The following is a 23,313-nucleotide window of genomic DNA, read 5'->3' as shown; positions in this document are numbered from 1 at the left end:
GCGGAGCGTGCAGCGATGGCGTGCTTCTCATCGGCGACGGTGCTTGCGGTTGCCGCGGTGACCGGCGGCGCGGGGCTGGTGTCGGAGACGGCCGGGGCGTCCAGTCACCGGGAGGCGCCGTTGATCGCGGGCGATCCGCAGGTGGACAACACTGATGTGTATGCGTTCGTGAGCCCGGACAAGCAGGACACGGTCACGTTGATAGCGAACTGGTTGCCGTTCGAGGAACCGAATGGTGGCCCGAACTTCTACTACTTCCGGCCGGGGGCGAACTACGACATCAACATCGACAGCGATGGGGATGCCGTGGCGGATCTGACGTACCGGTGGGTGTTCCGCAACGATGACAAGCGCGACGGCACGACGTTCCTCTACAACAACGGCGTGGTGAACAACCTCGATGACCCGACGCTGTTGTTCAAGCAGAAGTACACGCTGACGGAGATCAAGAAGGACGGTTCGTCGCGGGTGCTGGTCGAAGACGCCACGGTCGCGCCGTCCGACGTCGGCCCGGCCTCGATGCCGAACTACTCGCAGTTGCGGGACCAGGCGATCACCGATGTCGCGGGTGGTGGCAAGAGCTACGTCGGCCAGGCCGAGGACCCCTTCTTCCTGGACCTGCGGGTGTTCGACCTGCTCTACGGCGGCAACCTGTCCGAGCGCGGCCAGGACACCCTTGCCGGCTACAACGTGCAGACGATCGCGCTGCAGGTGCCGAAGTCGGCGCTGGCGCTGAACGGCGACGCCGACAAGAACCCGGTGGTCGGGATCTGGAGCGCGACTTCCAAGGACAGCATGAGCGTCACCGACCCCAAGGCCGGTGACCACCAGGTCCAGGTGTCCCGGCTGGGCAACCCGCTGGTCAACGAGCTGGTCCCGGCAGCGAACCAGAAGGACGCGTTCAACGCCAGCACGCCGGCGGACGACGCGAAGAACCCCAAGCTGGTCGCGCGGGTTACCAACCCCGAGCTGCCCCAGTTGATCCAGGGGATCTACGGCATTCCCGCGCCGGCCACGCCGCGCAATGACCTGGTCGAGATCTACCTGACCGGCATCGCGAAGAAGGCGCCGACGCTCGACGGGTCCACGCCGCCGATCCAGGCCGACCTCAACTCGCAGATCCTCAACGGCGACGTCGACCCCAAGTCGTTCGTGCCATCGGAAGAGCTGCGCCTGAACATGAGCGTGCCGGTGACCGCGAACCCGAACCGGCTCGGTGTGCTGGCCGGTGACAACCAGGGCTTTCCGAACGGGCGGCGGCTCACCGACGATGTCGTCGACATCTCGTTGCAGGCGTTCGAGGGCGCGGCGCAGACCGGGCAGCTGGTGCCGGCGCTGGCCGCGGGCGACAAGGTCAACGTCAACAACGTGCCGTTCGGCGACACGTTCCCCTACGTCGCGCTGCCCAGCAACGTGGCGGTCAACCAGATCGACGCGGGCGGCATGCCGAACGGCAGCGTTCCCGGCGGCGCCGGTGGCACCGCTGGCGGCGACTGGACCCGGCTCGGTGCCGGCTTCGGCGCGGCGGCCCTGCTCTTCGGCGGGTTCGTCCTGATGCGCCGCCGCAACGCGGGGCTGCACGTTCGCTGACGCTCGGCGGGTGCGGCGCGGCCATCCAGGCCGCGCCGCACCGTCTCGACCACAAGGAGCAGGACCCATGGACCCATCGGGTACGGCTAGCCGTGTGCTGGGTCGCGCGGCGCTCGTGGGACTGGCCGTCATCGCGGTGGTCGCGGTCCGGTTCCTGGAGTTCGACGGGGCGTCGCCGGTCGCGGAGAAGGCGGTGGCGCCGCCGGCCGCCAGCGCGACCGCGTCGACCGGGGGACAGGCCGCCGCCGCGCAGCCCACGGAGTTGCGGATCCCGTCGATCGGGGTGCGCTCGCCGCTGGTCGACCTCGGCCGGCTCGCCGACGGGACGCTCGAAGTGCCTACCGACTACCAGGTCGCCGGCTGGTACGCCGGTGGCCCGAGCCCCGGCGACGCCGGCGGACCGCCGGCCGTGATCGCCGGGCATGTCGACTCGACCAGCGGGCCGGCCGTCTTCTACCGGCTGCACGAGCTCAAGAAGGGCAGCAAGATCGAAGTGAGTGGGATCGACGGCGCCGTCCGCACGTTCACCGTCTACCGGATGGCCGACTACCCCAAGACCGGATTCCCGACCGGCGAGGTGTACGCGCCCAGCGACCGCGCCGAGCTCCGTTTGATCACCTGTTCCGGTGACTTCGACCGGGCCGCCGGCGCCTACGTCGACAACCTCGTCGCCTACGCCACCCTCGACGGAGGTGCTCGATGAGGATGCGGCGCTGGGTGCCGGCCTTGGTGGTGCTGGCCGGCGGGGTGCTCGCAGTTGGCACCGTCTTCGTCCGCGGCGGTGACCCCGAGCCGGCCGCGCCGCCGTCCGGGCCCGTCGACTCGCACGTCGGCGGCGCGACGCTGACGGCCTCGATCGACTCGGCGCAGCGGCGACTCAAGACGCTGCCCAAGGACTGGTCGACGTGGGCCGCGCTCGGCTCGGCGTACGTCCAGCAGGCCCGGGTCACCGGCAACCCGGCGTTCTACCCGAAAGCCGAGGGCGCGTTGCGCCGGTCACTGGACCTCGAGTCAGCGACAAACTGGCAGGCGCTGGTCGGGATGGGCGCGCTGGCCAACGCACGCCACGACTTCCCGGCTGCCCTCGACTGGGGTCGCAAGGCCGAGAAACTCAACGCGTCCGCGGGCAGCGTCCAGGGCGTGATCATCGACGCGCTGACCCAACTCGGGTCCTACGACCAAGCCCGCGACGCCGTACAACGGATGCTCGATGTCGAACCTGGCATTTCCGCCTTCGCACGTGCCTCCTATGACCTGGAACTGCACGGCGACGTGCCCCGGGCACGGTATGCACTTCAGCGGGCCCTCGACGACGCCGCCGCACCCGCCGATGTCGCCTTCTGCCGCTACTACCTGGGCGAACTGGCGTTCAACGCCGGCGACGCGGCCGGCGCGCTCACCGAGTACGACAAGGCGATCGCGGCCGACCCCACCTATCAACTCGCGTACGCGGGTCGGGGCAAAGCCGCGTTCGCACTCGGGCGAACAGAGCCCGCGCTCGCCGACTATGCCCGGGTGACCCAGGCGCTTCCGCTGCCGGAACTGCTGGCCGAATACGGCGACGTGCTGACCGCCGCCGGGCAGGCGGACCAGGCCCGCAAGCAATACGACCTGCTCTCCGCCGCGCAGGCCCTGTTCGCGGCCAACGGCGTCGTGGACAAGCTGACCGCCGCCCGGTTCGCCGCCGACCACGACAAGCCCGCGGAGGCCCTCACCGATGCCCGGGCCGAGTTCGCGGCCCGCCCGAACGTGCAAGCCGCGGACACGCTTGCCTGGGCGCTGCACCGCAACGGGGCCGACGAAGAAGCACTGTCGCACGCCGACGCCGCCGTCAAACTGGGGTGGCGCAACGCGCCGCTCTACTACCACCGCGGCGCGATCCTCGCCGCCCTCGGCGACCACGATCGGGCCCGGGCCGACCTGTCCACCGCGATGGAGATCAACCCACATTTCGACCCGATCCAGGCACCCGCGGCACAGGCGCTGCTCGACTCCCTCGGCGGCCCGGCATGAAGCGTCTCCTGGCCGTCCTGGCCGCCATCGCGGCCACGGTTCTGCTCACCCCGATCCCCGCCAACGCCCACCCGCTTGGCAACTTCACCGTGAACCATTTCCACGGCCTGCGGCTGCTGCCCGACCGCATCGAGGACAACGCGGTCATCGACGAGGCCGAGATCCCGACGCTCCAACAGCGCGGCGAGGTCGACCGTTCCGGCGACGGTGTCGCCGACAACGGTGAGCTGGCGGACTACGCCCGGCGCACCTGCGCCGCACTCGCCGCCGACGTGCGGATCGAGGTCGGTGGTCACCCAGTGGCCTGGCGGGTCGACGCGAGCAGCTTCGCTTACCGGCCCGGTGCCGCGAACCTGCTCACTGGCCGGACCGAATGCCAGCTGAGCGCCCAGGTCGACCTGCACGGCGCCGCGACCGTGCGGTTGACGGACGCCCATCGCACCGACCGGATCGGCTGGCACGAGATCACCGCGACAGGTGCCGGCGTCGGCCTCCAGAACCCAACGGTTCCGGCGACCAGCGTCAGCGACGCGCTGCGCTCCTACCCGGACGACCTGCTTTCTTCACCCCTGGACCAACGGTCGGTGACTCTCCGGACCACCGCGGACGGGGCAGCACACGGCGCTGCCGCCTCGGCGGCCATCGCCAACGCCGGCCCGGTCACCCGCGCACTGGGCGGCCTGAGCAACCGGCTCAACGACCTCACCGGCGCCGATCACCTCACACCTCTGGCCGGCCTGCTCGCGATTGCCCTCGCCCTGACCCTAGGCGCCGGACACGCACTGCTGCCCGGACACGGAAAGACCGTCATGGCCGCCTACATCGCGGGTCGCCGAGGCTCGTACCGCGACGCATTCGCCGTCGGTGCGACCGTCACCGCGACACACACTGGCGGGGTCCTGCTCCTCGGCCTGCTCCTCACGGCGGTCGCGTCGATCGCCGGCGAGGCCGTTCTGGGCTGGCTCGGCGTCCTGAGTGGACTCATCATCGCCGTCGTCGGCGCCACGCTGCTGCGCTCAGCGATGAACCGGCCGGCCGCCGTGGCTGTGGACCGGCCGCTGGCCCACGTCGCCGCCGGAGTACACGGACACGACCAGTCCGGCCACCATCACCATCATGCCCATCCCCACGGGCCCGAGACCCACCACCATGGACAGCCGATGGGGCGGCGCGGACTCGTCGGCCTCGGCATCGCTGGCGGCCTGGTGCCCAGCCCGTCCGCGCTGATCGTGCTGCTCAGCGCCATCGCCCTCGGCCGCACCTGGTTCGGTGTCCTACTCGTCGTGGCCTACGGCGTAGGCATGGCTGCCATCCTGACCGCGACCGGACTTCTGCTCGTCCACGTGCACGGCAGGCTCGCCCACCACATCGACGCCCTCTCCGGCCGGGCAGCCACCATCACACCCCGCATCACTGCGGTCTTGGTCCTCCTCGTCGGCATAGTCCTCGTCATCCGGGCGGCCCAACCCCTTATGTAGCCCGTCGTCCCGACTTCCGATCACTCCAGCCGTCCGGGCCCCCCTGCCTTTCGCGCTGGTGTGGTGGCGCGTACACCCGGGCTCGGTGGCCGAGGCGGCTGTAGCCGCACACTGGCTCACCGACCGACTGCCGCGGCGGTCGGCGGCCGAGACAACATGTGTGACCCGGGTTGCCCGTAGGCGACCTCAGAACGGTCCTCGGCACGTCGAGTGCCACGTCTCCCTCATTCGACGGCGTCATGGGTTGACGGAGTAGCCGCTTCTTCAGCTGTTCATGGGCCACGCCGGAACAGCGTCAGCATCAGGGGCCATGTCCAGCAGGCCCCACGGCCGTGTCCCGGGTGCGCGACTGCCGCTGTTCAAACGGTCCGTGGTGTATGGCTCGAGCCAGGCGTCGGGCAACTGGTCGAAACGACAAGCGATGGAGTCGCTCGAGGTGATGCGGAGCAGGCGCGTCGTCCGCGGGCTGGGCCGGCACAGGACGACGGTGCAGGTAGGTGGGAGAGCATCGACCGCGCGTACGAGAAAACTGACGAGCGCGGCGCCGGCGAAGGACACCTCTGCCAAGTCGACGAAGAGTCGGCGCGGAGCGAGGTAGTGGAGGTTTGTGGTGGTTCGCGTCAGAAGGCGCTCGCAATCGGCGTCGACTTCTCCGATCAGCCGGATGCATACGAGGCCGTTCTCGGCGCGCATCAGTAGCGAGAAAAAGTCTGTGTCGTGCCGAAAGGTCGCCATGTCCACCTCCGGATTCGCTGCGTGCGAATGCCGGGGTCCGGGGCATCGTTTCGCTGGCTTGAAGCCTACGCCGGGTATCGCGGCCAGCGACGTCCGAAATGATGTCGCCTTGCGATGGGCGTACGGTGTTGATGAATGTGACACAGCTGCCTCGGTCCCGGCAGTGCCGACTTCTCGCAGAAGGTGCGGCCCGCCGATGGCATCGATCGCCCAGCGGTCAGACACGAACGTCCGCGCCTGCGGACGCCGTGCTTGGTCGCGCCGATGACAGGGTTTGCTGACTGTTGGGTCCGCGCTCAGCGGTTGATCGACGAACAACTTAGTCAGCAGGATCGTCCGGGCAATGTGGCCGACATGCTGAGGCGGATCTGTGGTGCAACGGTGACTGCGCTCAGTGCCTCGGGGGTCGGCGTGAGCGTGTTGACCGGAGATGGGGACTGGGGGTTTGCCATCGCCTCTGATCCGGCCAGCCAGGTGCTTGAGGAGCTGCAGTTCACGCTCGGGGGAGAAGGGCGTCGATCGGTGTTCGCATTCCCTCTGCTCGTTGGTAACACCAAGGTGGGTGTCCTGGACGTGTTCCGCGAACGGCCCGGAGCCATGAGCGACGAGGACCTGGCGCTCGGCGCGAGTCTGACGCACCCGGCCTGAAAGCCCGTCCGAGCCAGGCCCGCAGCCAGGAATGATCGGTTATTCGAGACGCTAGTCCGACAGGTTTGGGCGGATGTCGAGTGTCTTGTTCATGCCGACTAGCGTCAGAAGGTTTCCGGCGATGCCGGGCACCGGAGCGATGACGACCAGGGCCGTGTCGTTTCCCGCGAGATCGACGGCCAGCAGGTGCAGCATGTGCAGCCCTTGGCTGTCCATGAACTCGAGGTCGGTGAGGTCGACGGTCAGGGTGGACGCGTCGCCTGTGTTGGCTCGTAGTTGCTCACCGATGGTGGCGGCGTTGGTCATGTCGACCTCGCCGAGGACGCGCAGCAGTGGTAGGCCGTGGTGTTCGCCCACCTCGATGCGGGCCAACGGTTCGGGGCTCATGCCGCGGATCCAATCGGTGATAGGCGCAGCTGGACGGTGGTGCCCGCAGCTGTGGTGGTGCGGTCGAAGACCTTGCTGAGTTGCCGCATGATGGCCGTGCCGCGGCCTCGGCTACCGGGTTCGGCGGATGGATGGCGCCAGGTCCCGGCGTCGGTCACCGTGGCCACGAGGTCCCCGTCCTCCTGGTGCACCGCGACGGTGATCGTATTGGGAGCGCGGTCGAGGTAGGCGTGCTCGATGGCGTTTGAGGCCGCTTCGCCAACGGCCAGGATCAGCTGGGCGATGTCTTCGGCGGGGACCTGCCGTTGGTCTCCCCAGGCGGTGAGCGAGCGGCGCAGGCTTCGCAGCTCGTGCGGGTCGCAAGCCAACTCGCGGTGATAGCCGGGCAGCGCTACCCGCAGGCACAGGACGACGACGTCGTCGGTGCGAGGTTCGTCCCCGGCCAGGGTCTCGATGAGCTGGCCGCAAAACTCGTCGATCGGGAGTTCGCGAAGGGCGACGGCGGCGTGTTCGAGCCGGTCAAGGCTGGTCGTGATGGTCTCGCGGCGGCGCTCGATCAGTCCGTCGGAGTAGAACAGCACGGTGGAGCCTGCATCTAGGAGATCGGTGGCTTCCGTCCGGCTGGGGTCGACGGTGCCGTTGAGCGGGCCTGAACGGCCGCCCATCAGCCATCGGGCGCCACCCTGCGCGTCGATGACGAGGATCGGCGGATGCCCAGCGGACGCATACCGCATCTCACGGGTAGCCGGGTTGTACTCGGCGTAGCAGGCCGTCACGAAGCCCGCACCGTCGACGTCGACTGCGAACTGGTCAAACTGCGAGAGCAGCCCGCCTGGCCCGGTGGAGTGCGGGGCCAGTGCACGCATGCCCACCCGTAACGTGCCCATCGCGATGGCGGCGTCAAGGCCGTGTCCGACGACATCGCCGACCGTGATCGCGATCGTGCCGCCGGGCAACTCGAAGGCGTCGTACCAGTCGCCGCCAACCTCGAGCGCGACGGCGCCTGCTTCGTACCGGGCGGACAGGAGCGCGTCGGCCGCGCTCGTGATGGTCCTGGGCAGCAGCGCGCGCTGCAAGGCCAGCGCGACGCGGTGCTCGTCTTGGCGAATCCGAATTTCGGAGAGTACGACGCTGACCCGGGTGGCGAGATCGTCGAGAAATGCCAGGTCCTCATCCAGATAGGGCCGGCTGTCTTGATCGTCGAACTCGACAGTCATTTTGACCGTGGCGTCGCGGCCCGTGGATATCGTTATGCCGCTGGGATGAGTGGCCGGGGTGATGGTGGCCCTGGCCGCGAATCCGGGGGCCAGGCGGGCGACCAGGCGGCGGAGGCCGTCCTCGACGCTCGGCGCCGTCTCAAGATCGCTGATGACGTCGGCGAGGAGTTCCATCCGGACCCGGATGCGTTGGCCGTGACGCTCCTGCCCACGCAGGACCTCGTCGGCGCGCCGGCGGTCGTCGATGTCGGTGGCGACGCCGAACCATTTGACGACGCAACCGGTTCCGTCGTTGAGCGGCACGATACGGACCAGGAACCAGCGGAACCCGCCCGAGCGTTGCTTCAGCCGCAGCTCACTCTCGAAGGCGGTGCCATGCGTCTCGCATGCCGTCCAGTCGGCGGCCAACCGGTCCACGTCGGCCGGGTGAGTTGCCGCGAACAGCATGGACCGGTGATCCTCTTGCGCGGGGTCGACACCGGTCGACGCGATCCAGTTCTGGTTGGCGAATTCGACCGCTCCGTCGAGGCGACCGACCCACACCAGCTGTGGAGTCACGTCGACCACTTCACGGAACCGCAGTTCACTCTCGCGGAGCTCCTTCTCGGCTTTGGCTCGTTCGACGGCCGCCCACGTGCGTTCGGCGACCTCCTCGACCAGCGTGATCTCCGCCCGGCCCCACATCCGCGAGGTGTTCTGATGCAGCATCAGCGATGCCACATGTGATCCTTCCTTCACCAGTGGCACGGCTACGAACGCTTGAACGTCAGTGGCTGGGTACGCCAGCCGCTCAAGGTCGCTCAGTCGTGGGTCGGTCGACACGTCGGTGACGGTGATCGTGCGCCCGGCACGCCACTCGGCGAACAGGGTGGCGCCGAAGTCGTCGGCCCGGTAGCGGCCCACGATGCTCGCCACCGTCGGGTCGTGGAAGTCGCTCTCGGCCACGTAGTAGTCGCTGTCTGGCTCGTGCACGACGTCGACGTACAGGGCTCGGCTCACCTGCAGATGCCGGCCGAGCAGGTCCACGGCCTTTGCCTTGACCGCCAGCGGGTCTGTCAGGGAACGCAGTGCCTCGCTCAGCTCGAACAGGAAAGCGCGGCGTGCCTCGGCTTCGTAGCGGTCGGTCACGTCGGCCGCGACCCCCACCAGCCGCATCGGCGCCGGCGGGTGGCCTTCGAAGAACGCGCGAGCGGTCACCGCCACCCAGTTGTAGCCTCCGTGCGCCTGCAACACCCGGATTGTCTCCCGAAGCTCACGGGAACCCGCAGGATCAAGCGCCGCGCTGACCGCCGCGGCGTACCGATCCCGATCAACCGGATGGATCATGGAGTCCAGCGCGGCCGAGAGCGATAGCGTGCCGTCTGTCGGAAGGTTGAACAGCTCCAACATCCGCTGGTCAGGCTCGCTGCGGTCCTCTACATACCATACGAACGTGCCCAGTTGAGCCGCGTCCAAGGCCAGCTGGAGCCGCTCCTCCTTCGACCTTTCCATGGCGACAAAGTATCCCGCCGGCGTCGTGAAGCGAACCGCGTCTTCCACCCATGCCCGGTGGGTCAGGGCCTGAAGCGGAGGAGAATCAGTGCGGTGTCGTCGATGGCATGGCCGACGGAGTGCGTGGACGCCTCGTGCTGGAGGTGGCTGAGGGTCTACGCGGCGGTGGCCTGTGGGTGGCGGCCAGTTCGGCAGCGACGCGTACCTCACCGAATTCGAGGCCGGCTTCGTCGCGGGCCTCGGTGATGCCGTCGGTGTAGAGCAGTAGCGCGTCTCCTGGGTGCAGGTGGAATGCGGTCTCGCCCAGCCGGTGGTGTACTGGCTTGAATAGCGGGCTGAGCAGCGCGACGTTGATCTCGACGGCATGGCCGCGGTGCTGGACGAGCAGCCGCACCTCGCAGTTGGCCCATTGTGCCAGGAGTGGAAGGCCGTCGAGTGGGCCGCCGGCGGTGCCATCGAGTCGCCTGCGTTGCGGTTCAGCCACGGCAGCAGTCCGCACCACTGACCGCGATGAGTTGCGATTTGTATCGCCGGTGGGGCGAGGCGCGAACGGTGTGGGCGTCCGCCGCACGGGTGCGTACCCCAGCGATCGCGCAACTGCCTGGCGCGCGCCAGACTTGCGGGATGGTTGTCCAGCTGAATCACACCATCGTGCGGGTCCGCGATAAGCGGGAGTCGGCCAGGTTCGTCGCCGAGATTCTGGGATTGGCTGAGCCCAAGCCGTTCGGTCCGTTCCTGGTCGTAGAGGTCGACAACGAGGTGTCACTCGACTTCGCCGACGATCACGGGCCGGTCCACCCGCAGCATTACGCGTTCCTGGTGAGCGAGGCGGAGTTCGACCAGATCTTCGGCCGAATCCGTGCTCGGGGTCTGGCCTACTGGGCCGACCCGGGGCGACGCAGCCCCAGCGAGATCAACACTAATGACGGCGGGCGCGGCGTCTACTGGGAAGATCCCAGCGGGCACTTTCTCGAGATCATTACCCGCCCGTACGGCGGCGGGTCCTGAACAAAAGGCCCAGGTGGTAGGCCTTGCAGCCCAGGCACAGCCCGGTGGCTGCGTTGAGGGCTGCCAGGCCGAAGGCGAGACCGGTGAGGCTGTAGCCGGCGACATCGGCGCCGAGTGCGAAGGTGGCCAGCGCCAGAGCGGTGAGCACGAAGCCGATCAACTGGGCGAACCTCGCCGGCCGAGCATCCTCCAACGCGGCTGGCGGTCCGATCCGCGGCCAGATGACACGGGCGAAGATCTGCGCCCACAACGACCACTGAAAACTCACGAACGCGGTGAACGCGAACACGGCGACCTGGGAGGCGAGCAGGCCGAGAGCCAATGGTCGAGCAACGTCGACGATGAGCAGCACGACGGCGAGGACGCTCGCTGTGGCCCCGGCGCTGAATCGCAAGAGGCGCGGATCTAGATGGGCGCGGAGCGGGCACGCACCGATACTGGTACCGCGCATATGGTTCTCCAGAGAATGAGATGCCAGCGCTAGTCCGATGCGGGTCAGGGTAGCCGGTCCACACCTGCATGCGAAGGCCGTGCTAAGACAGGGTGCGGGGTCGTGAGCGCCTCCCGTCCACGGGCCCGTGGAAGCGGAGGAGTGGACGGCGATGAGCGCCGACCCTGACGCGCTGGGCACCGACCTGTGGCAGCAGAACCACGCCGCGACCACGGATCCGGCTTGGGGTGACCCGCCATTACCGGCGTACCACTTTCAAGCCCTGCCGTTCGGTGTCACCGCCGTCGAAGGGTTGAAGGCTTGCGCGCACTACAGGTATCAGACGGCCGACGACGAAGAAGCCTGGCAGGAGGGGCCGGCGCCCTGGGGCTGGGTACCCGCTGACATCGCCGCGCGTATGGGGCGCGGCGGCGCTCCGGTGACCGAGGCGGGCGTGCCAGCCGACGAGCCGCCCGTCGATCCGCTGCTCGCGCAGGTCGAGACCGCCTTCCAGGCCGCCGGACTCACCCTGAACCTGCCGTTCAGAGATCCGCCGCCGCTCACGCTGGATCTCGACCCACGGTTGCGGACAGCCCGGCGCGAGATCCGGTTCCCCACCTGGCAGCCCTACCCGATCCTGTCCGTCGAGATATACGCCGACAATGCGACGGCCCGACGCGCCTGGCGGTCGGTTCGCGGGCAGTTGCAGGACCGGCCGCTGTTCTTTGACCTGAGGCTGGCCCGCATCGGTCGGGTCGTCGTTTCCTACGAGCGAATGTCGCAAACCGCTTTCCCCTCCGATCTAACGGTTGGCCTGACCGCGCTCGGCGAGCCCGACGAAATGTGGACCAACGCCGACCCGCCGATTCTGATCAGCGAAGGCGACATCTCGGCGAGACGTGTCCCGCTCACCGCGGGCCACCACACCGGAGGCGCCCAGACCCGGATAGTCGTCGCCCGTGACGAAGCTTCGCGACAGGCGCTGATCGAGCTGGTCGGCGATGACACGGTCCGAGCCCAGGTCGCCGCGGTCGACTTGAGCAGGCATTCCGTGCTGCTGCTGATCGGCATCGCCGCGATCGACGAGGTCGAGCAGGTGACCCCGCACGAATGCGTCGGCGGCTTCGAAAATGACGTCCGCCACGAGTTGCGGTTGGCCACGACCGGCTCCACCCGGCAAACCGCGACCGTCGTGACCGTCGACCGGCTGCCACTGACGCCTAGCACCGCCCTGCTCGTCAACCCGATCGAGCCCTGGCGGATGCCGGCCGCGGACCAATAGGAAGGTCGCCGACCGCGGCTGGTGCTGGAAAGATGCCGCCATGGCGGTCATCACGAAGAACCACGCCCTCAACGTCATCCGGCGCGCTTTCGGACCTGACTTCGCTGAGTCGATCGCGGGAAGCCTGCCTAGCCAGATCAACCTCGACGACCCGGCGGATACGAAGGTGCTGGCCGATCTTGGAGTCACCCGCGACAGGCTGCTGGACGCCCTCGGCGGTGAGCTGTAGGAAGACAGTGTGCGCAGGTGAGTTCGAGCGGAGCAGCCCTCCTAGGTGCCTACCTGAGCACGGCGCGTGGGACTATGGCGGCATCGGCCGGGTCTTCGGCCAATGACCACCCGCCGGAGCGGGGTGAAGGGCCAAGTCATGTTGCAGGTGTTGGTGGTCGAAGATGACCTTGGCGATGTCGCGCTGGTGGAGAACGCGTTCGCCGAGCACAGCCTGCCCAGCACGTTGCACCACGTCGCTGACGGGGTGGACGCGTTGGCCTTTCTGCGGCGGGAAGCACCGTTCGACGACGCGCCCCGGCCCGATCTGATCCTGTTGGACCTGAACATGCCTCGGGTCGACGGCCGGGAGGTGCTCAGCCAGATCAAGGCCGACGACGATCTCAAGGCCATCCCGGCGATCGTCTTCACCACCTCGGCCGCGGCCGGCGATGTCCTGGCGAGCTACGCCGCCCATGCCAACGCCTACGTCACCAAGCCGATCGACCTCGACGACTTCGACCGGATCGTCGCCGAGATCCGGCACTTCTACGGCCATGTCGCCCTGCTGCCGCGGCGCACCTGAACAGGTGGAGGCGGCGGGCCGATGGTCCCGCCGCCCCCTGCTGGCTCAGTTCTGGTTGACCGCTACCTGGTTGGGCAGCGCGATGTAGGGGAACGCGGTCCGGAACGGGACGTTGTTCGTGTTGACCTGGTCGCCGAGCCCGACCACGGCCGGCGGTGGGTTCGGCAGCAGGATGCCTTCGGCGGCCTGGAGGGTGATGTCCAGGACGTCGTCGGCCAGGCGGCGGCCGTTCGGGAATCCGGCGAGGTCACCGCCGACAACGCCGAGCCGGTTCGGGTTGGCCGACGGTGGGATCGACATGTTGAGGCGCAGCATCTCGCTGGGCTTGAACTGACTCTGCTTGACGTCCTTGTTGAGCAACTGCGAGTTGAGGTCGGCCTGCACCGGGCCGCACGCCTTGCAGACACCGGTCAGGAAGACCTCGACCAGGTCGTTGCGCGGTGTCGGCGGCGCGGGGATCCCGTAGATGGCCTGGACCAGGCGGGGCACCTCCGGGTTGGTCACGAACTTGGCGAACTTGGCGTCGTCCTGCGGCTTGGTGGCGTTGAACTCGTTCTTGCGGCCGACCGGGATGACCACCTCGTTGACCAGCGGGTTGCCTAGGCGGGAGACCTGCTTGAGACCGCCGTGGTCGCCGCTCTCGGTGACTTCGGCGCCGGAGCGCGAAGTGGTCGTCCAGACGCCGACAACCGGGTTGCGGCCAGCGTCGCCGCGCAGTGCGAGGTCGCTCTTGGGCACCTGGAACGCGATGGTGTTGACGTTGTAGCCGGCCAGGGTGTCCTGGCCGACCTCGGAGAAGTTGCCCCCGTAGAGCAGGTCGAAGACCCGCAGGTCGAGGAAGAACGAGTCGTCGGCGTTCCCGGCGAAGGTCTTGCGACCGCCCGTGATCGGAGTGACCGCCTGGGCAGCTAGGGCGCCGTAGTTGGGCATCGACGCCTTGCCGGTGAACGACGGCGCGACCCGAGCATTCTTCACAAGCGTCTGGCTGCCGTACGACGTGATCCGCTCGAGTTTGTAGGTCTGGTTGAAGTTGAGGTCCGGGTCGGTCAGCGAGGTGACGACGCCGGTGTTGTAGAGGAACGTGTTCGGGTTGCGGTAGGAGCTGCTGAACGTCCAGCGGTAGGTGATGTCCGGGCGGGCGTCGCCGTTGTTGTCGATGTTGATGTCGTGCGCGGCGTTGACCTCGAACGGGTAGAAGTTCGGTCCGCCGTTGGGCTCCTCGAAGGGCGTCCAGTTGGCGATCATCGTGACCGTGTTGGGCGCGTCGGGGCTCACGAACGCGTAGAGGTCGGTGTTGTCCAGGCGCGGCTGGCCGGCGATCAGTGGCGCCTCGCGGTGGGACGAGGCAGTGGTGGGCACCGGCTGGAGCGTTGCCAGGCCGGCGGCGGCAAGGGCCACGGTCGCCGCCGCGACGAGGGCCTTGCGGGTCGTGGACAGGTGAAGTCTCATCGTTCTCCTGGTTGTCCAGGCGTACGCAGCCGCGTACGCACATTGGTCAACGAGGTGTTCGTAGCCGATGACATGACGGATTGGTCCCTTTTGGTGGCAATTTCTGCCGTGTCGGTCCCACCCGCGGGACCGTTGCTCCGGGTGTGCGTCACACCTGGCTGAAGGCCGGCACCGTCGTGGTCGTCGCTGTCGCGCTCACCACAGCGGCGGCCGTGCTCTGGGGACCGTGGAGATCGGCGGGCCCCACCGGAACGCCGGCCGCGCAGAGCCAGGCGAGCGCGCTCGCCGCGCTGGTCACCCGCACCGAGGAGCGGCTGGCGCGGGTGCCCGACGACTGGCAGGGCTGGGCCGATCTGGGCATGGCCCACGTGCAGCTCGCCCGGATCACGGCCGACCCCGGCCACTACGGCCCGGCCGAGGAGGCGCTGCGGCACTCGCTGTCGATCCGCGGCGAGGACCGCAACGGCCCGGCGCTGACCGGGTTCGCCGCGCTCGAGGCGGCCCGACATGACTTCGCCGGCGCGGAGCGCTACGCACGCAAGGCGGTGGGTGTGGACCCCTACGCGGCCGATGCCTACGGCGCGCTCGCCGACGCGCTGATCGAGCTCGGCCGGCCCGAGGACGGGTTCGCCGCCGTGCAGAAGATGGTCGACCTGCGGCCCGACACCGGTTCCTACGCCCGCGCCTCCTACACCTACGAGCTGCGCGGTGACCTGCCGCGCGCGCTGGACCTGATGCGCCAGGCCCGGGAGGTCGCGACCGAGCCCGGCGACATCACCTTCACCCTGACGCACCTCGCGAGCCTCGCCGCGCTCACCGGTGACCCGGCCGCCGCGGCCACCTACGTCGCCGAGGGGCTGGCCCGGCAACCCGGCAGCGCGCCGCTGCTCGCCGGGCGGGCACACCTCGCGGCCGGGCGCGGCGACACCGCCGGCGCCGCTGCCGACCTCCGCGCCGCACTCGACACGCTGCCCACTCCGGAGTACGCGACCGCGCTCGGCGACCTGCTCACCTCCACCGGCGACGTCGCCGGTGCGAAGCAGGCCTACGACGTCACCCGGGCGGTCGGCAGCACCAACCAGCCGGACGTCGACGTCGTGCTGTTCTGGGCCGACAACGGCGAAGCCGCCCGTGCGGTCACCGCCGCGAAGCAGCTCTACACGACGCGGAAGTCAACCGTCGTCGCCGACGCGCTGGGGTGGGCGCTGCACCGGGCCGGGAGGTCCGCCGAGGCACTCCCGCACGCCGACGACGCGCTGCGGCTCGGCACCAGAGATGCCCGCGGCCATTTCCACCGCGGCATGATCCGCCTCGCGCTCGGCGACCGGAAAGGCGCGCGCGCCGACATCGCCGAAGCGTTGCGGATCGACCCGCACTTCAACCCGCTCGGTGCCGAGACCGCGCGGACCAGCCTGGCCGCGTTGGACGCCCGGTGAAGCGGCTGCTCGCCGTGCTCGCGCTCGGCGTCGCGGCCGTGCTCGGCCTGGCCGCGCCCGCAGCGGCGCATCCGTTGGGCAACTTCACCACCAACCAGTACGCGGGCCTGCGCGTCGGAACGTCCGGCGTCACCATCGACTACGTCATCGACCTGGCCGAGCTCCCGGCGTTCCAGGCGCGGCGCGACGAGATCGGCGACGCGCTGCCCGCCTGGGCGCAGCACACCTGCACAGCGGTCGCCGCGGACACTGCCCTGACCGTCGACGGGCAGGCCGCGCGGGTTGCGGTCCGCGCCGCGCGGGCCGAGTCGCGTCCGGGGTCGGGTGGGCTCGAGACGATCCGCGTCGAATGCGCGCTGCGCGCCGAGGCCACGATTCACGAGGGCACGACGGTCGACTACCGCGGCACGGCGTTCGAGAACCGGATCGGGTGGCGGGAGGTGACGGCTGTCGGAGACCGGGCCACCCTGACCGGGTCGTCGGTGCCGGCGGCCACCATCAGCGGACGGCTGTCGGCTTATCCGGCCGGGACCGGCCCGCTCGACATCCGGGCGGCGCATCTCTTGGTCCGGCCCGGCGGTCCGGCGGCGCCGGCCGTCGCGGGCTTCACCGATCCGGCACCCGGACCGGGGGTGACGGCCTGGTTCGACGACCTGATCGGCCGGCCCGAGTTGACCCTCGGGGTGGGCCTGCTCGCCCTGCTCACCGCGATGGTGCTCGGTGCCGCGCACGCGGTGGCGCCCGGGCACGGCAAGACGGTGATGGCCGCCTACCTCGTCGCCCAGCGCGGCCGTCGCAAGCAGGCGCTGCAACTCGCCGGGACCGTCGCCGCGATACACACCCTCGGTGTGCTGGTCCTGGCGGTCGCGCTCGCGGCATCGCTGGAGATCGCCCCGGCGGCGATGTATGGCGTGCTCAAGCTCGCCAGCGGCGTGCTCGTCGCCGGGCTGGGCGTCGTGCTGCTGCGTCGGGCCTGGGTCGGCCGCCCGCTGGCCGCCGTGGGCCACCGCGGCCACGACGGTGGCCACGGGCACGGCCACGACCACGACGGCGGCCACGGGCACGGCCACGACGGTGGCCACGGGCACGGCCACGACCACGACGGCGGCCACGGCCACGGGCACGACGGCGGCCGTGGCCACGGGCACGACGACGGCCACGGACACGGGCACGACGACGGCCACGGGCATGACCACGGTCACGGACACGGCGGCGGCCACGGGCACGACCACGGACAGAACCGCCACGAACGAGTCTCGTCCCGGACCGCGGTCGCGATGGGTTTCATCGGCGGCTTGTCGCCCAGTCCGTCGGCGGTCGTCGTGCTCCTCGGGGCCGCCGCACTCGACCGAGCGTGGTTCGGCGTTCTGCTCGTCGTCGCGTACGGCATCGGCATGGCCGCCGCGCTGACCGGAATCGGCATCGCGCTCGCCCGCTGGGGGCTGCGCCTGCAAGGCCGGCTGGACGCCCGCCGCGCGGCCTGGCTGACCCGCCGGCTTCCGGCGCTCGCCGCCGGTGCGATCCTGATCGCCGGGCTCGCGGTGACCACGATCGCGATCGTCGACCTCGGCCACCTACCGGCCTGATCCGTCACTCATTCGGGTGGCGCGCGAGAAAGTTGCCACCGGGACCCATCCGCTCTCCTGGTGGGCCCGAATCCCTTCCGCACACAAGTTCTCCGTGAAGGGATAAACATGCGTCTCCCCAAGTTCGTCGCCGTCGCCGCTGTGGCCGCGTTCGCGTTGAGCGTCGCCGCGTGCGGCAGTGCCAGCGACGACGCGCAGACCGCGAATCCGCCGGCCGGCGCGACGTCGTCAGCGATGGCGTCGAGCCCGGCGATGGCCGCCGGCGAGTTCGGCGCCGGCTGCGCCGCCGTTCCCACCGATCCGATGAACGCCGGCAGCTTCCAGGCGATGTCTCAGGTGCCGGTGGCGACCGCGGCATCCGGGAACCCGCTGCTGTCCACCCTGGTCAGTGCGGTCAAGAAGGCGGGCCTGGTCGACTCGCTCAACAGCTCCGCGAACGTCACCGTCTTCGCACCGACGAACGACGCGTTCGCGAAGATTCCGAAGGCGCAGCTCGACCAGGTGCTCGCCGACAAGGAGAAGTTGACGAAGATTCTGACCTACCACGTCGTGCCGGGCGGGCAGCTGACGCCCGAGACGTTGGCGGGCAACCAGATGAGCCTCGAGGGGCAGAACCTGATGGTGGCCGGAAATGGCGCCAACTTTACCGTCAACGGCGACTCGAAGGTCGTCTGCGGCAACGTCAAGACCGCCAACGCCACCGTGTACATCGTGGACACCGTGCTCATGCCCCCGGCCTGACCCCGGATCATCCACGCGCGACTCCCGGCCCCCTCGGCGGCCGGGAGTCGCGCCATAAACGGAGGAGCACAGGCGTGCGGCGCGTGATGTGGCCGGGTTTCGCCGGGCTGGCCTCGGCAACCCTTGGAGTCTCGACCGGGCAGTTGGTCGCCACCGCGATCGACCAACGTGCCGGACCGTTGTACGCGGTGGGCGGCATGGTTATCGACGCCACGCCGGCCCCGCTCAAGGAGTTCGCGGTCCGCACGGCGGGCACCTACGACAAACCGTTGCTGCTGGCCGGCATCGCGGCCGCGGTCGCCATCGTGGCGGCCGTCCTCGGGATCGTCGCCGACCGTCGCCGGTGGGCAGGCCTGACCGGGTTCGCCGCCCTGGGCGGTCTCGGCGCCGCCGCGGCATTGACCCGCCCCGGCGCTTCGGCGCTCGGCGTCACTCCCGCGCTGATCAGCACCCTGGTCACGGCCGGGGTGCTGCTGGTGATGCTGCGCCCGGCCCGCCCGACCGCCGAGCCCGGCGGCAGAGCGGGATTGCTGGATCGGCGGGCGTTCGTCGGTGGGGTGGCCGTCGCCGCCGCGGTCGTCACGACCGCCGGGGTCGCGGCCAGCTCGCGCATCCTCGGCGGGGCGGCTGCCCGCACCCGGGACCGGGTCCGGCTGCCCCGGCCGGCGCGGCCCGCAGCAGAACTCGCACCCGGATTCGTCACGCCGAACGCCGACTTCTACCGGGTGGACACCGCCCTGTCGGTGCCCAGGGTCGACGCGGACCGGTGGACGCTGCGCGTGAAAGGCCTGGTCGACAGGCCCTTCGAGCTCAGCTTCGACGACCTGCTGCGGGAGCCGATGGTCGAGGAGCACATCACCCTCAACTGCGTGTCCAACGAGGTCGGCGGCCCGTACGCGGGCACGGCCAAGTGGCTCGGCGTGCCCCTGGCAGCGTTGCTGCGCCGGGCCGGCGTCCATGCCGGCGCCGACCAGATCGTCGCCCGATCCGTCGACGGCATGACCATCGGCACCCCGACGGCCACCGTGCTCGACAGCGGCACCATGCCCGGCACCCAGCAGGCGCTGCTCTGCGTGGGCATGAACGGGGAGCCGCTCCCGCTCGAACACGGCTTCCCGGCGCGGATGCTGACCCCCGGCGTCTACGGCTACGCGGGCTCCTGCAAATGGATCACCGAGATCGAGCTGGCGACGTTCGACGCCTTCGACGCCTACTGGGTCCGCCGCGGGTACGCCGCCCGGGCACCGGTCAAGACCGCGTCCCGGATCGACCGGCCGGGCCCGTTCGCGCGCCTCGCCGCCGGACCAGTTGTCGTGGCCGGCGTCGCCTGGGCCCAAGGTAGGGGAATCGCCGCCGTCGAGGTGCAGGTCGACGACGGGGAATGGGCGCCAGCCACCCTGCTGCCCGAGCCCAACCTGGACACCTGGACCCAATGGAGCTATCGCTGGCAGGCGCGGTCCGGCCCGCATTCGCTCCGGGTCCGGGCGGTCGACCGGACCGGCGCCGTCCAGACCAACGAACGCGCGAGCCCGTTCCCGAACGGTGCCACCGGCTGGCACACCGTGGCCGTCACCGCGACCTGATTCGACCTACCTCGAACCTGAGCCGAGCCACGGCTATGAACTCAAGCGCGAATACGACTCGATGTTCGGCGGCGGCCGTGCGCTGCCGATCGGGCAGGTCTACGGCACCCTGTCGCGCCTCGAACGCGACGGGCAGATCCAGATCGAGGGCTCCGCACCCGGCGACGGCCCGGAGCGCAAGCGTTACGTCATCACCCCGGCGGGTGTGGCGCGGCTGGAAGAGTGGCTCGGCACGCCGGAGCAGCCCGAGCCCCACCTCCAGGCGCTGCTGTTCGTCAAGGTCATCCTCGCGCTGCTGTCGGATCGGCCGGTGAAGGCCTACCTCAACGCCCAGCGCAAGGCCCACCTGGCGCGGATGCGGGAGCTGACCGCGTTGCGCAAGTCTGACCAGCTCAGCAAGGCCCTGCTCGCCGACTACGGCCTGTTCCATCTCGACGCCGACCTGCGCTGGATCGAGCTGACCTCGGCCCGGCTCGTGCAGCTCAGGAAGGAGTTCGCCCGATGAGCGCCGCGATCCTGGCCGCACACGCCGTGACGAAATCCTTCGGATCCACCCCGGCGTTGCGCGACGCCAACCTGACCGTGACCGCCGGCGAGGTGCTGGCGATCATGGGCCCGAGCGGGTCCGGCAAGTCGACGCTGCTGCACTGCCTGGCCGGCATCCTGAGACCCGACAGCGGCCAGATCGTCTTCGATGGACACCCGCTCAACACGATGTCGGAGAACAACCGGTCACTCATCCGCCGGGATCGCTTCGGGTTCGTGTTCCAGTTCGGCCAGCTCGTTCCGGAGCTGCCGGTCCTGGAGAACGTGATGCTGCCGCTGCTGCTCCGCCACACCTCGCGGCGGGTGGCACGCGACGCGGCGACCGCGGTGCTCGACCGGTTGGATCTGCACGGTCTGCATCGCCGTCGCCCGGGCGAGTTGTCCGGCGGGCAGGCGCAGCGGGTCGCGGTGGCGCGCGCTCTGGTCAACCGGCCGACGGTGGTGTTCGCCGACGAGCCGACCGGATCACTGGACTCGCTCGCGGGGGAGAACGTGATGGATCTGCTGCTGGCCACCGCGCGGGAACAGAACGCCACCGTGGTGCTGGTGACCCACGACGCCCGCGTCGCGGCCTGCGCGGATCGGGAGGTCCTGGTCAGAGACGGCGAGGTCACCGACTACGCCACCGTCGAAACGAACAAACCCGGCGACCTGGGTACGCGATGATCCGCCTCGCGGTCCGGCTGGCGTTCGCGGGTGGACGCGAGCAGCTCGTCCGCCTCGTGGCGACCGCGGCCGGCGTCGGTCTCGGCGTGCACCTGCTGCTGGTCGCCGCCGTCACGTTCCCCGCGTTCCAGGCCCATGAGGCGCGCGCCGGCTGGACCGACACGGCGGCGCGCAACGTGCGACCCGCACAGGACGAGAACGCCACCGACCCGCTGTGGTGGCGGATGCGCGACGACGGCTTCGACGGCCGCGACCTCTTGCGCGTCGACGTCGCTCCGTTGGGCGCGCACAGCCCCGTCCCGCCCGGCCTCGACAAGCTACCCGGCCCGGGTGAGCTGGCCGTCTCTCCGGCGCTCGAACGCTTGCTGGCAAAGGTTCCCGCCACCCAGCTCGCCGACCGGTTCCCGGGCCGGGTCGTCGCGACGGTCGGTCAGGCCGCGCTCCTGGGCCCCGATTCCCTCGTGGTCTTCGTCGGCTCGCACCCGACCAGCTCGCCGGGCAACCCGGTGTCATCCAGGTCCGCAGCATCGAAGGCGCGCCGCGCACCGAGGCACCTACCCGGTTCGGCCGGGTCCTGATCGGCATCGGTGCCGCCGCGCTGCTGCTGCCGATCCTCGTTTTGATCGCTACCGCGACCCGGCTGGCCGCCGCCCGCCGCGAAGAACGGCTGGCCGCGATGCGGCTGGTCGGCGCGTTGCCGCGTCAGGTCCGCACGATCGCCGCGATCGAGGCCGCGGTGTCCGCCCTGTGCGGCAGCGCGCTCGGCTTCGCCGGATTCGCCATCGTCCGGCCCTGGGCCGCCCGGATCAACGTTGACGGGTCGCCGTTCTTCCCCTCCGACCTGCACCTGCGCTGGCCGTACGCGGCGCTGATCGGTCTTGGTGTGCCCGTGCTGTCGGCTTTGGCCGCTCTGGTCTCGCTCCGTGCGGCCCAGCTCGACCCGCTCGGCGTGACCCGCAAGGCGACCAGCAGACCGGCTGCCTGGTGGCGGGTCCTCCCGCTGGCCGCCGGGGCGCTCGGCTTCGTGGTGACCCTGCCCATCCTGACCGACACCGGAGGCGATCACGGCGTGTGGCTGCTGGCCGCGGTCATGGCGCTGCTCATCGTGGGCATCGTGATCATCGGGCCGTGGCTGACCACCGGCGTCGGCAAGGTCCTCATCTGGACCGGTCGCCGGGCCGCGACGACCCTCGCCGGGCACCGGCTGACCGCCGACCCATCCGCCAGCTTCCGAGCGATCAGCGGACTCGTGCTGGCCGTCTTCCTCGTGACGCTGACCAGCACGCTGTCGTCGGCGACCCAGGCCCACCTGCCGGAACCGGGCCGGATCGCGCTTCCTGTCGGCACCGTCGTCACCGACTTCGCCGATCACAACGCCGCGCCGCTGCCGGCCGAGCGGGCCAACGCCCTCGTCGCACGGTTGCACGCCATCGACGGTGTCACCGCCGTCGTCGACCTGCGCACCACCGCCGGCCCGGCGCCCGCGATGCGCGTCGTCACGGCCTGCGGCAACCTCCGCGCCGCCGCCATGGCCGACTGCCCGGACCCGGGCCGCACTGTGTCGATCGACGTGCGGGGCCTGGCCGACGGCGCGGTCGGCGACGTTCTTACCGACGACACCGACGACACCGACGCCACCGACGCCACCGCCGACCTCGGCTCGTTGCCGATGCTCGGGCTGCTGGTGACCACGAACGCCCACGCCGGCGCCATCGAGTCGGCGCGGACCGCCATCGAGTCGGCGACCGACGATGCCGCACCGACGTTGCCATGGGCCTTCGGTGAGCTGAAAGGACAGAACAACTACCAGGCCGACCAGATGGCCCGCATCGCCAACAGCGTCCTGCTCGTCACGTTGGTGATCGCCGGCTTCAGCCTGGCCGTGTCCGTCGCGGGCGGCCTCGTCGAGCGCAAACGCCCATTCGCGCTGCTGCGACTCGCCGGTATGCGCTCCCGGGACCTGTCCTGGGTGCTGATCGTCGAGACCGCCGCGCCACTCATCGGCATCGCCACCACGAGTGTCCTGCTCGGCCTCGCCGTGGCGGCCGACGTGCTCCGGGTCAACCACCTGCCATGGGTGCCGCCGGGGTCCGGTTACTGGTGGACCCTTGGCGCCGGACTCGCCGCCGCGCTGACCGTCGCGCTCGCGGCCACCATTCCGCTGCGCCGCATCACGTCGCTGCAGACCGCACGCTTCGAGTAGCCGGTCCAGTCTTCAGCGACGTCTCAGCCAG

General features: G+C 69.9%; 23 protein-coding genes. 17 read left to right on the top strand and 6 right to left on the bottom strand.

Going from position 1 to position 23,313, the window contains the following annotated elements:
* Nucleotides 1–39: 39 nt before the first annotated feature.
* The 4 genes from DFJ67_RS34450 to DFJ67_RS34435 all read left to right on the top strand — a co-directional run bounded on the left by DFJ67_RS34450 (nucleotide 40) and on the right by DFJ67_RS34435 (nucleotide 5,081).
* Nucleotides 40–1,590 (top strand): DUF4331 domain-containing protein, encoded by a 1,551-nt coding sequence (locus DFJ67_RS34450; RefSeq protein WP_239097089.1) that lies wholly within the window; start codon nucleotides 40–42, stop codon nucleotides 1,588–1,590.
* A 67-nt stretch (nucleotides 1,591–1,657) separates the two neighbouring features.
* Nucleotides 1,658–2,293, top strand: coding sequence for a class F sortase (locus DFJ67_RS34445; RefSeq protein WP_116072748.1), 636 nt, complete (start codon nucleotides 1,658–1,660; stop codon nucleotides 2,291–2,293).
* Nucleotides 2,290–3,603 (top strand): tetratricopeptide repeat protein, encoded by a 1,314-nt coding sequence (locus DFJ67_RS34440; protein ID WP_147315712.1) that lies wholly within the window; start codon nucleotides 2,290–2,292, stop codon nucleotides 3,601–3,603. The genes DFJ67_RS34445 and DFJ67_RS34440 overlap by 4 nt, the downstream gene beginning before the upstream one ends.
* The gene (locus DFJ67_RS34435) at nucleotides 3,600–5,081 is read left to right on the top strand and encodes a hypothetical protein (RefSeq protein ID WP_203783418.1); all 1,482 of its coding nucleotides are present in this window, start codon (nucleotides 3,600–3,602) and stop codon (nucleotides 5,079–5,081) included. Before DFJ67_RS34440 ends, DFJ67_RS34435 begins: the two co-directional genes overlap by 4 nt.
* A 264-nt stretch (nucleotides 5,082–5,345) precedes the next feature.
* Here the strand turns inward: DFJ67_RS34435 and DFJ67_RS34430 are convergent, their stop codons facing one another.
* Complete coding sequence (locus DFJ67_RS34430) at nucleotides 5,346–5,816, bottom strand: STAS domain-containing protein (protein ID WP_116072744.1); 471 nt, start codon at nucleotides 5,814–5,816, stop codon at nucleotides 5,346–5,348.
* Nucleotides 5,817–6,119: 303 nt separating this feature from the next.
* On the opposite strand from DFJ67_RS34430, the gene DFJ67_RS34425 reads away from it, so the two are divergent.
* On the top strand, nucleotides 6,120–6,464 hold the full coding sequence (locus DFJ67_RS34425; RefSeq protein WP_147315711.1) for a GAF domain-containing protein: 345 nt from the start codon (nucleotides 6,120–6,122) through the stop codon (nucleotides 6,462–6,464).
* Nucleotides 6,465–6,515: 51 nt separating this feature from the next.
* Here DFJ67_RS34425 and DFJ67_RS34420 read toward each other — a convergent pair whose 3' ends face one another.
* From DFJ67_RS34420 to DFJ67_RS44140, 3 genes are all read right to left on the bottom strand, one after another.
* Nucleotides 6,516–6,851: an STAS domain-containing protein gene (locus DFJ67_RS34420; protein WP_116072740.1), complete on the bottom strand. Its 336-nt coding sequence runs from the start codon at nucleotides 6,849–6,851 to the stop codon at nucleotides 6,516–6,518.
* A complete protein-coding gene (locus tag DFJ67_RS34415; RefSeq protein WP_116072738.1) occupies nucleotides 6,848–9,559 on the bottom strand; it encodes a SpoIIE family protein phosphatase in 2,712 nt (903 codons plus the stop codon). The genes DFJ67_RS34420 and DFJ67_RS34415 overlap by 4 nt, the downstream gene beginning before the upstream one ends.
* A gap of 85 nt (nucleotides 9,560–9,644) precedes the next feature.
* On the bottom strand, nucleotides 9,645–10,043 hold the full coding sequence (locus tag DFJ67_RS44140) for a SpoIIE family protein phosphatase (protein WP_239097088.1): 399 nt from the start codon (nucleotides 10,041–10,043) through the stop codon (nucleotides 9,645–9,647).
* 140 nt (nucleotides 10,044–10,183) lie between these two features.
* Here DFJ67_RS44140 and DFJ67_RS34405 point away from each other — a divergent pair, with 140 nt between their 5' ends.
* Nucleotides 10,184–10,567 (top strand): VOC family protein, encoded by a 384-nt coding sequence (locus DFJ67_RS34405; RefSeq protein ID WP_116072736.1) that lies wholly within the window; start codon nucleotides 10,184–10,186, stop codon nucleotides 10,565–10,567.
* On the opposite strand, the gene DFJ67_RS34400 is transcribed toward DFJ67_RS34405, so the two are convergent.
* The gene (locus tag DFJ67_RS34400; RefSeq protein WP_116072734.1) at nucleotides 10,539–11,018 is read right to left on the bottom strand and encodes a DUF4395 domain-containing protein; all 480 of its coding nucleotides are present in this window, start codon (nucleotides 11,016–11,018) and stop codon (nucleotides 10,539–10,541) included. The genes DFJ67_RS34405 and DFJ67_RS34400 overlap by 29 nt on opposite strands.
* 151 nt (nucleotides 11,019–11,169) lie before the next feature.
* Between DFJ67_RS34400 and DFJ67_RS34395 the strand changes: the two genes are divergently transcribed.
* The 3 genes from DFJ67_RS34395 (at nucleotide 11,170) to DFJ67_RS34385 (ending at nucleotide 13,072) form a co-directional block, all read left to right on the top strand.
* The gene (locus tag DFJ67_RS34395; RefSeq protein WP_147315710.1) at nucleotides 11,170–12,279 is read left to right on the top strand and encodes a hypothetical protein; all 1,110 of its coding nucleotides are present in this window, start codon (nucleotides 11,170–11,172) and stop codon (nucleotides 12,277–12,279) included.
* Between the two features lie 40 nt (nucleotides 12,280–12,319).
* Complete coding sequence (locus tag DFJ67_RS34390; protein WP_116072730.1) at nucleotides 12,320–12,508, top strand: hypothetical protein; 189 nt, start codon at nucleotides 12,320–12,322, stop codon at nucleotides 12,506–12,508.
* A gap of 138 nt (nucleotides 12,509–12,646) precedes the next feature.
* Complete coding sequence (locus tag DFJ67_RS34385; RefSeq protein ID WP_116072728.1) at nucleotides 12,647–13,072, top strand: response regulator; 426 nt, start codon at nucleotides 12,647–12,649, stop codon at nucleotides 13,070–13,072.
* Between the two features lie 45 nt (nucleotides 13,073–13,117).
* Here the strand turns inward: DFJ67_RS34385 and DFJ67_RS34380 are convergent, their stop codons facing one another.
* Nucleotides 13,118–14,521, bottom strand: coding sequence for a DUF4331 domain-containing protein (locus DFJ67_RS34380; RefSeq protein WP_116072726.1), 1,404 nt, complete (start codon nucleotides 14,519–14,521; stop codon nucleotides 13,118–13,120).
* Between the two features lie 143 nt (nucleotides 14,522–14,664).
* Here DFJ67_RS34380 and DFJ67_RS34375 point away from each other — a divergent pair, with 143 nt between their 5' ends.
* From DFJ67_RS34375 to DFJ67_RS34340, 8 genes are all read left to right on the top strand, one after another.
* Nucleotides 14,665–15,957 (top strand): tetratricopeptide repeat protein, encoded by a 1,293-nt coding sequence (locus DFJ67_RS34375; protein ID WP_116072724.1) that lies wholly within the window; start codon nucleotides 14,665–14,667, stop codon nucleotides 15,955–15,957.
* Nucleotides 15,954–17,543: a HoxN/HupN/NixA family nickel/cobalt transporter gene (locus DFJ67_RS43440; protein ID WP_116072722.1), complete on the top strand. Its 1,590-nt coding sequence runs from the start codon at nucleotides 15,954–15,956 to the stop codon at nucleotides 17,541–17,543. Before DFJ67_RS34375 ends, DFJ67_RS43440 begins: the two co-directional genes overlap by 4 nt.
* Nucleotides 17,544–17,651: 108 nt before the next feature.
* On the top strand, nucleotides 17,652–18,284 hold the full coding sequence (locus DFJ67_RS34365; protein WP_116072720.1) for a fasciclin domain-containing protein: 633 nt from the start codon (nucleotides 17,652–17,654) through the stop codon (nucleotides 18,282–18,284).
* A 74-nt stretch (nucleotides 18,285–18,358) separates the two neighbouring features.
* Entirely contained in the window at nucleotides 18,359–19,867 is a 1,509-nt protein-coding gene (locus DFJ67_RS34360; protein WP_409362897.1) for a molybdopterin-dependent oxidoreductase, read from the top strand.
* A complete protein-coding gene (locus tag DFJ67_RS34355) occupies nucleotides 19,827–20,372 on the top strand; it encodes a PadR family transcriptional regulator (protein WP_116072716.1) in 546 nt (181 codons plus the stop codon). The genes DFJ67_RS34360 and DFJ67_RS34355 overlap by 41 nt, the downstream gene beginning before the upstream one ends.
* Complete coding sequence (locus DFJ67_RS34350) at nucleotides 20,369–21,079, top strand: ABC transporter ATP-binding protein (protein WP_116072714.1); 711 nt, start codon at nucleotides 20,369–20,371, stop codon at nucleotides 21,077–21,079. The genes DFJ67_RS34355 and DFJ67_RS34350 overlap by 4 nt, the downstream gene beginning before the upstream one ends.
* Entirely contained in the window at nucleotides 21,076–21,657 is a 582-nt protein-coding gene (locus DFJ67_RS34345; protein ID WP_116072712.1) for a hypothetical protein, read from the top strand. Before DFJ67_RS34350 ends, DFJ67_RS34345 begins: the two co-directional genes overlap by 4 nt.
* On the top strand, nucleotides 21,591–23,282 hold the full coding sequence (locus DFJ67_RS34340) for an FtsX-like permease family protein (RefSeq protein WP_342353855.1): 1,692 nt from the start codon (nucleotides 21,591–21,593) through the stop codon (nucleotides 23,280–23,282). The genes DFJ67_RS34345 and DFJ67_RS34340 overlap by 67 nt, the downstream gene beginning before the upstream one ends.
* The last annotated feature ends 31 nt before the right edge of the window (nucleotides 23,283–23,313 follow it).

Source organism: Asanoa ferruginea (assembly GCF_003387075.1).
Classification (GTDB): domain Bacteria; phylum Actinomycetota; class Actinomycetes; order Mycobacteriales; family Micromonosporaceae; genus Asanoa; species Asanoa ferruginea.
Note: the sequence above shows the minus strand (reverse complement) of the source record. Positions and strands in the feature narration are given on the sequence as shown.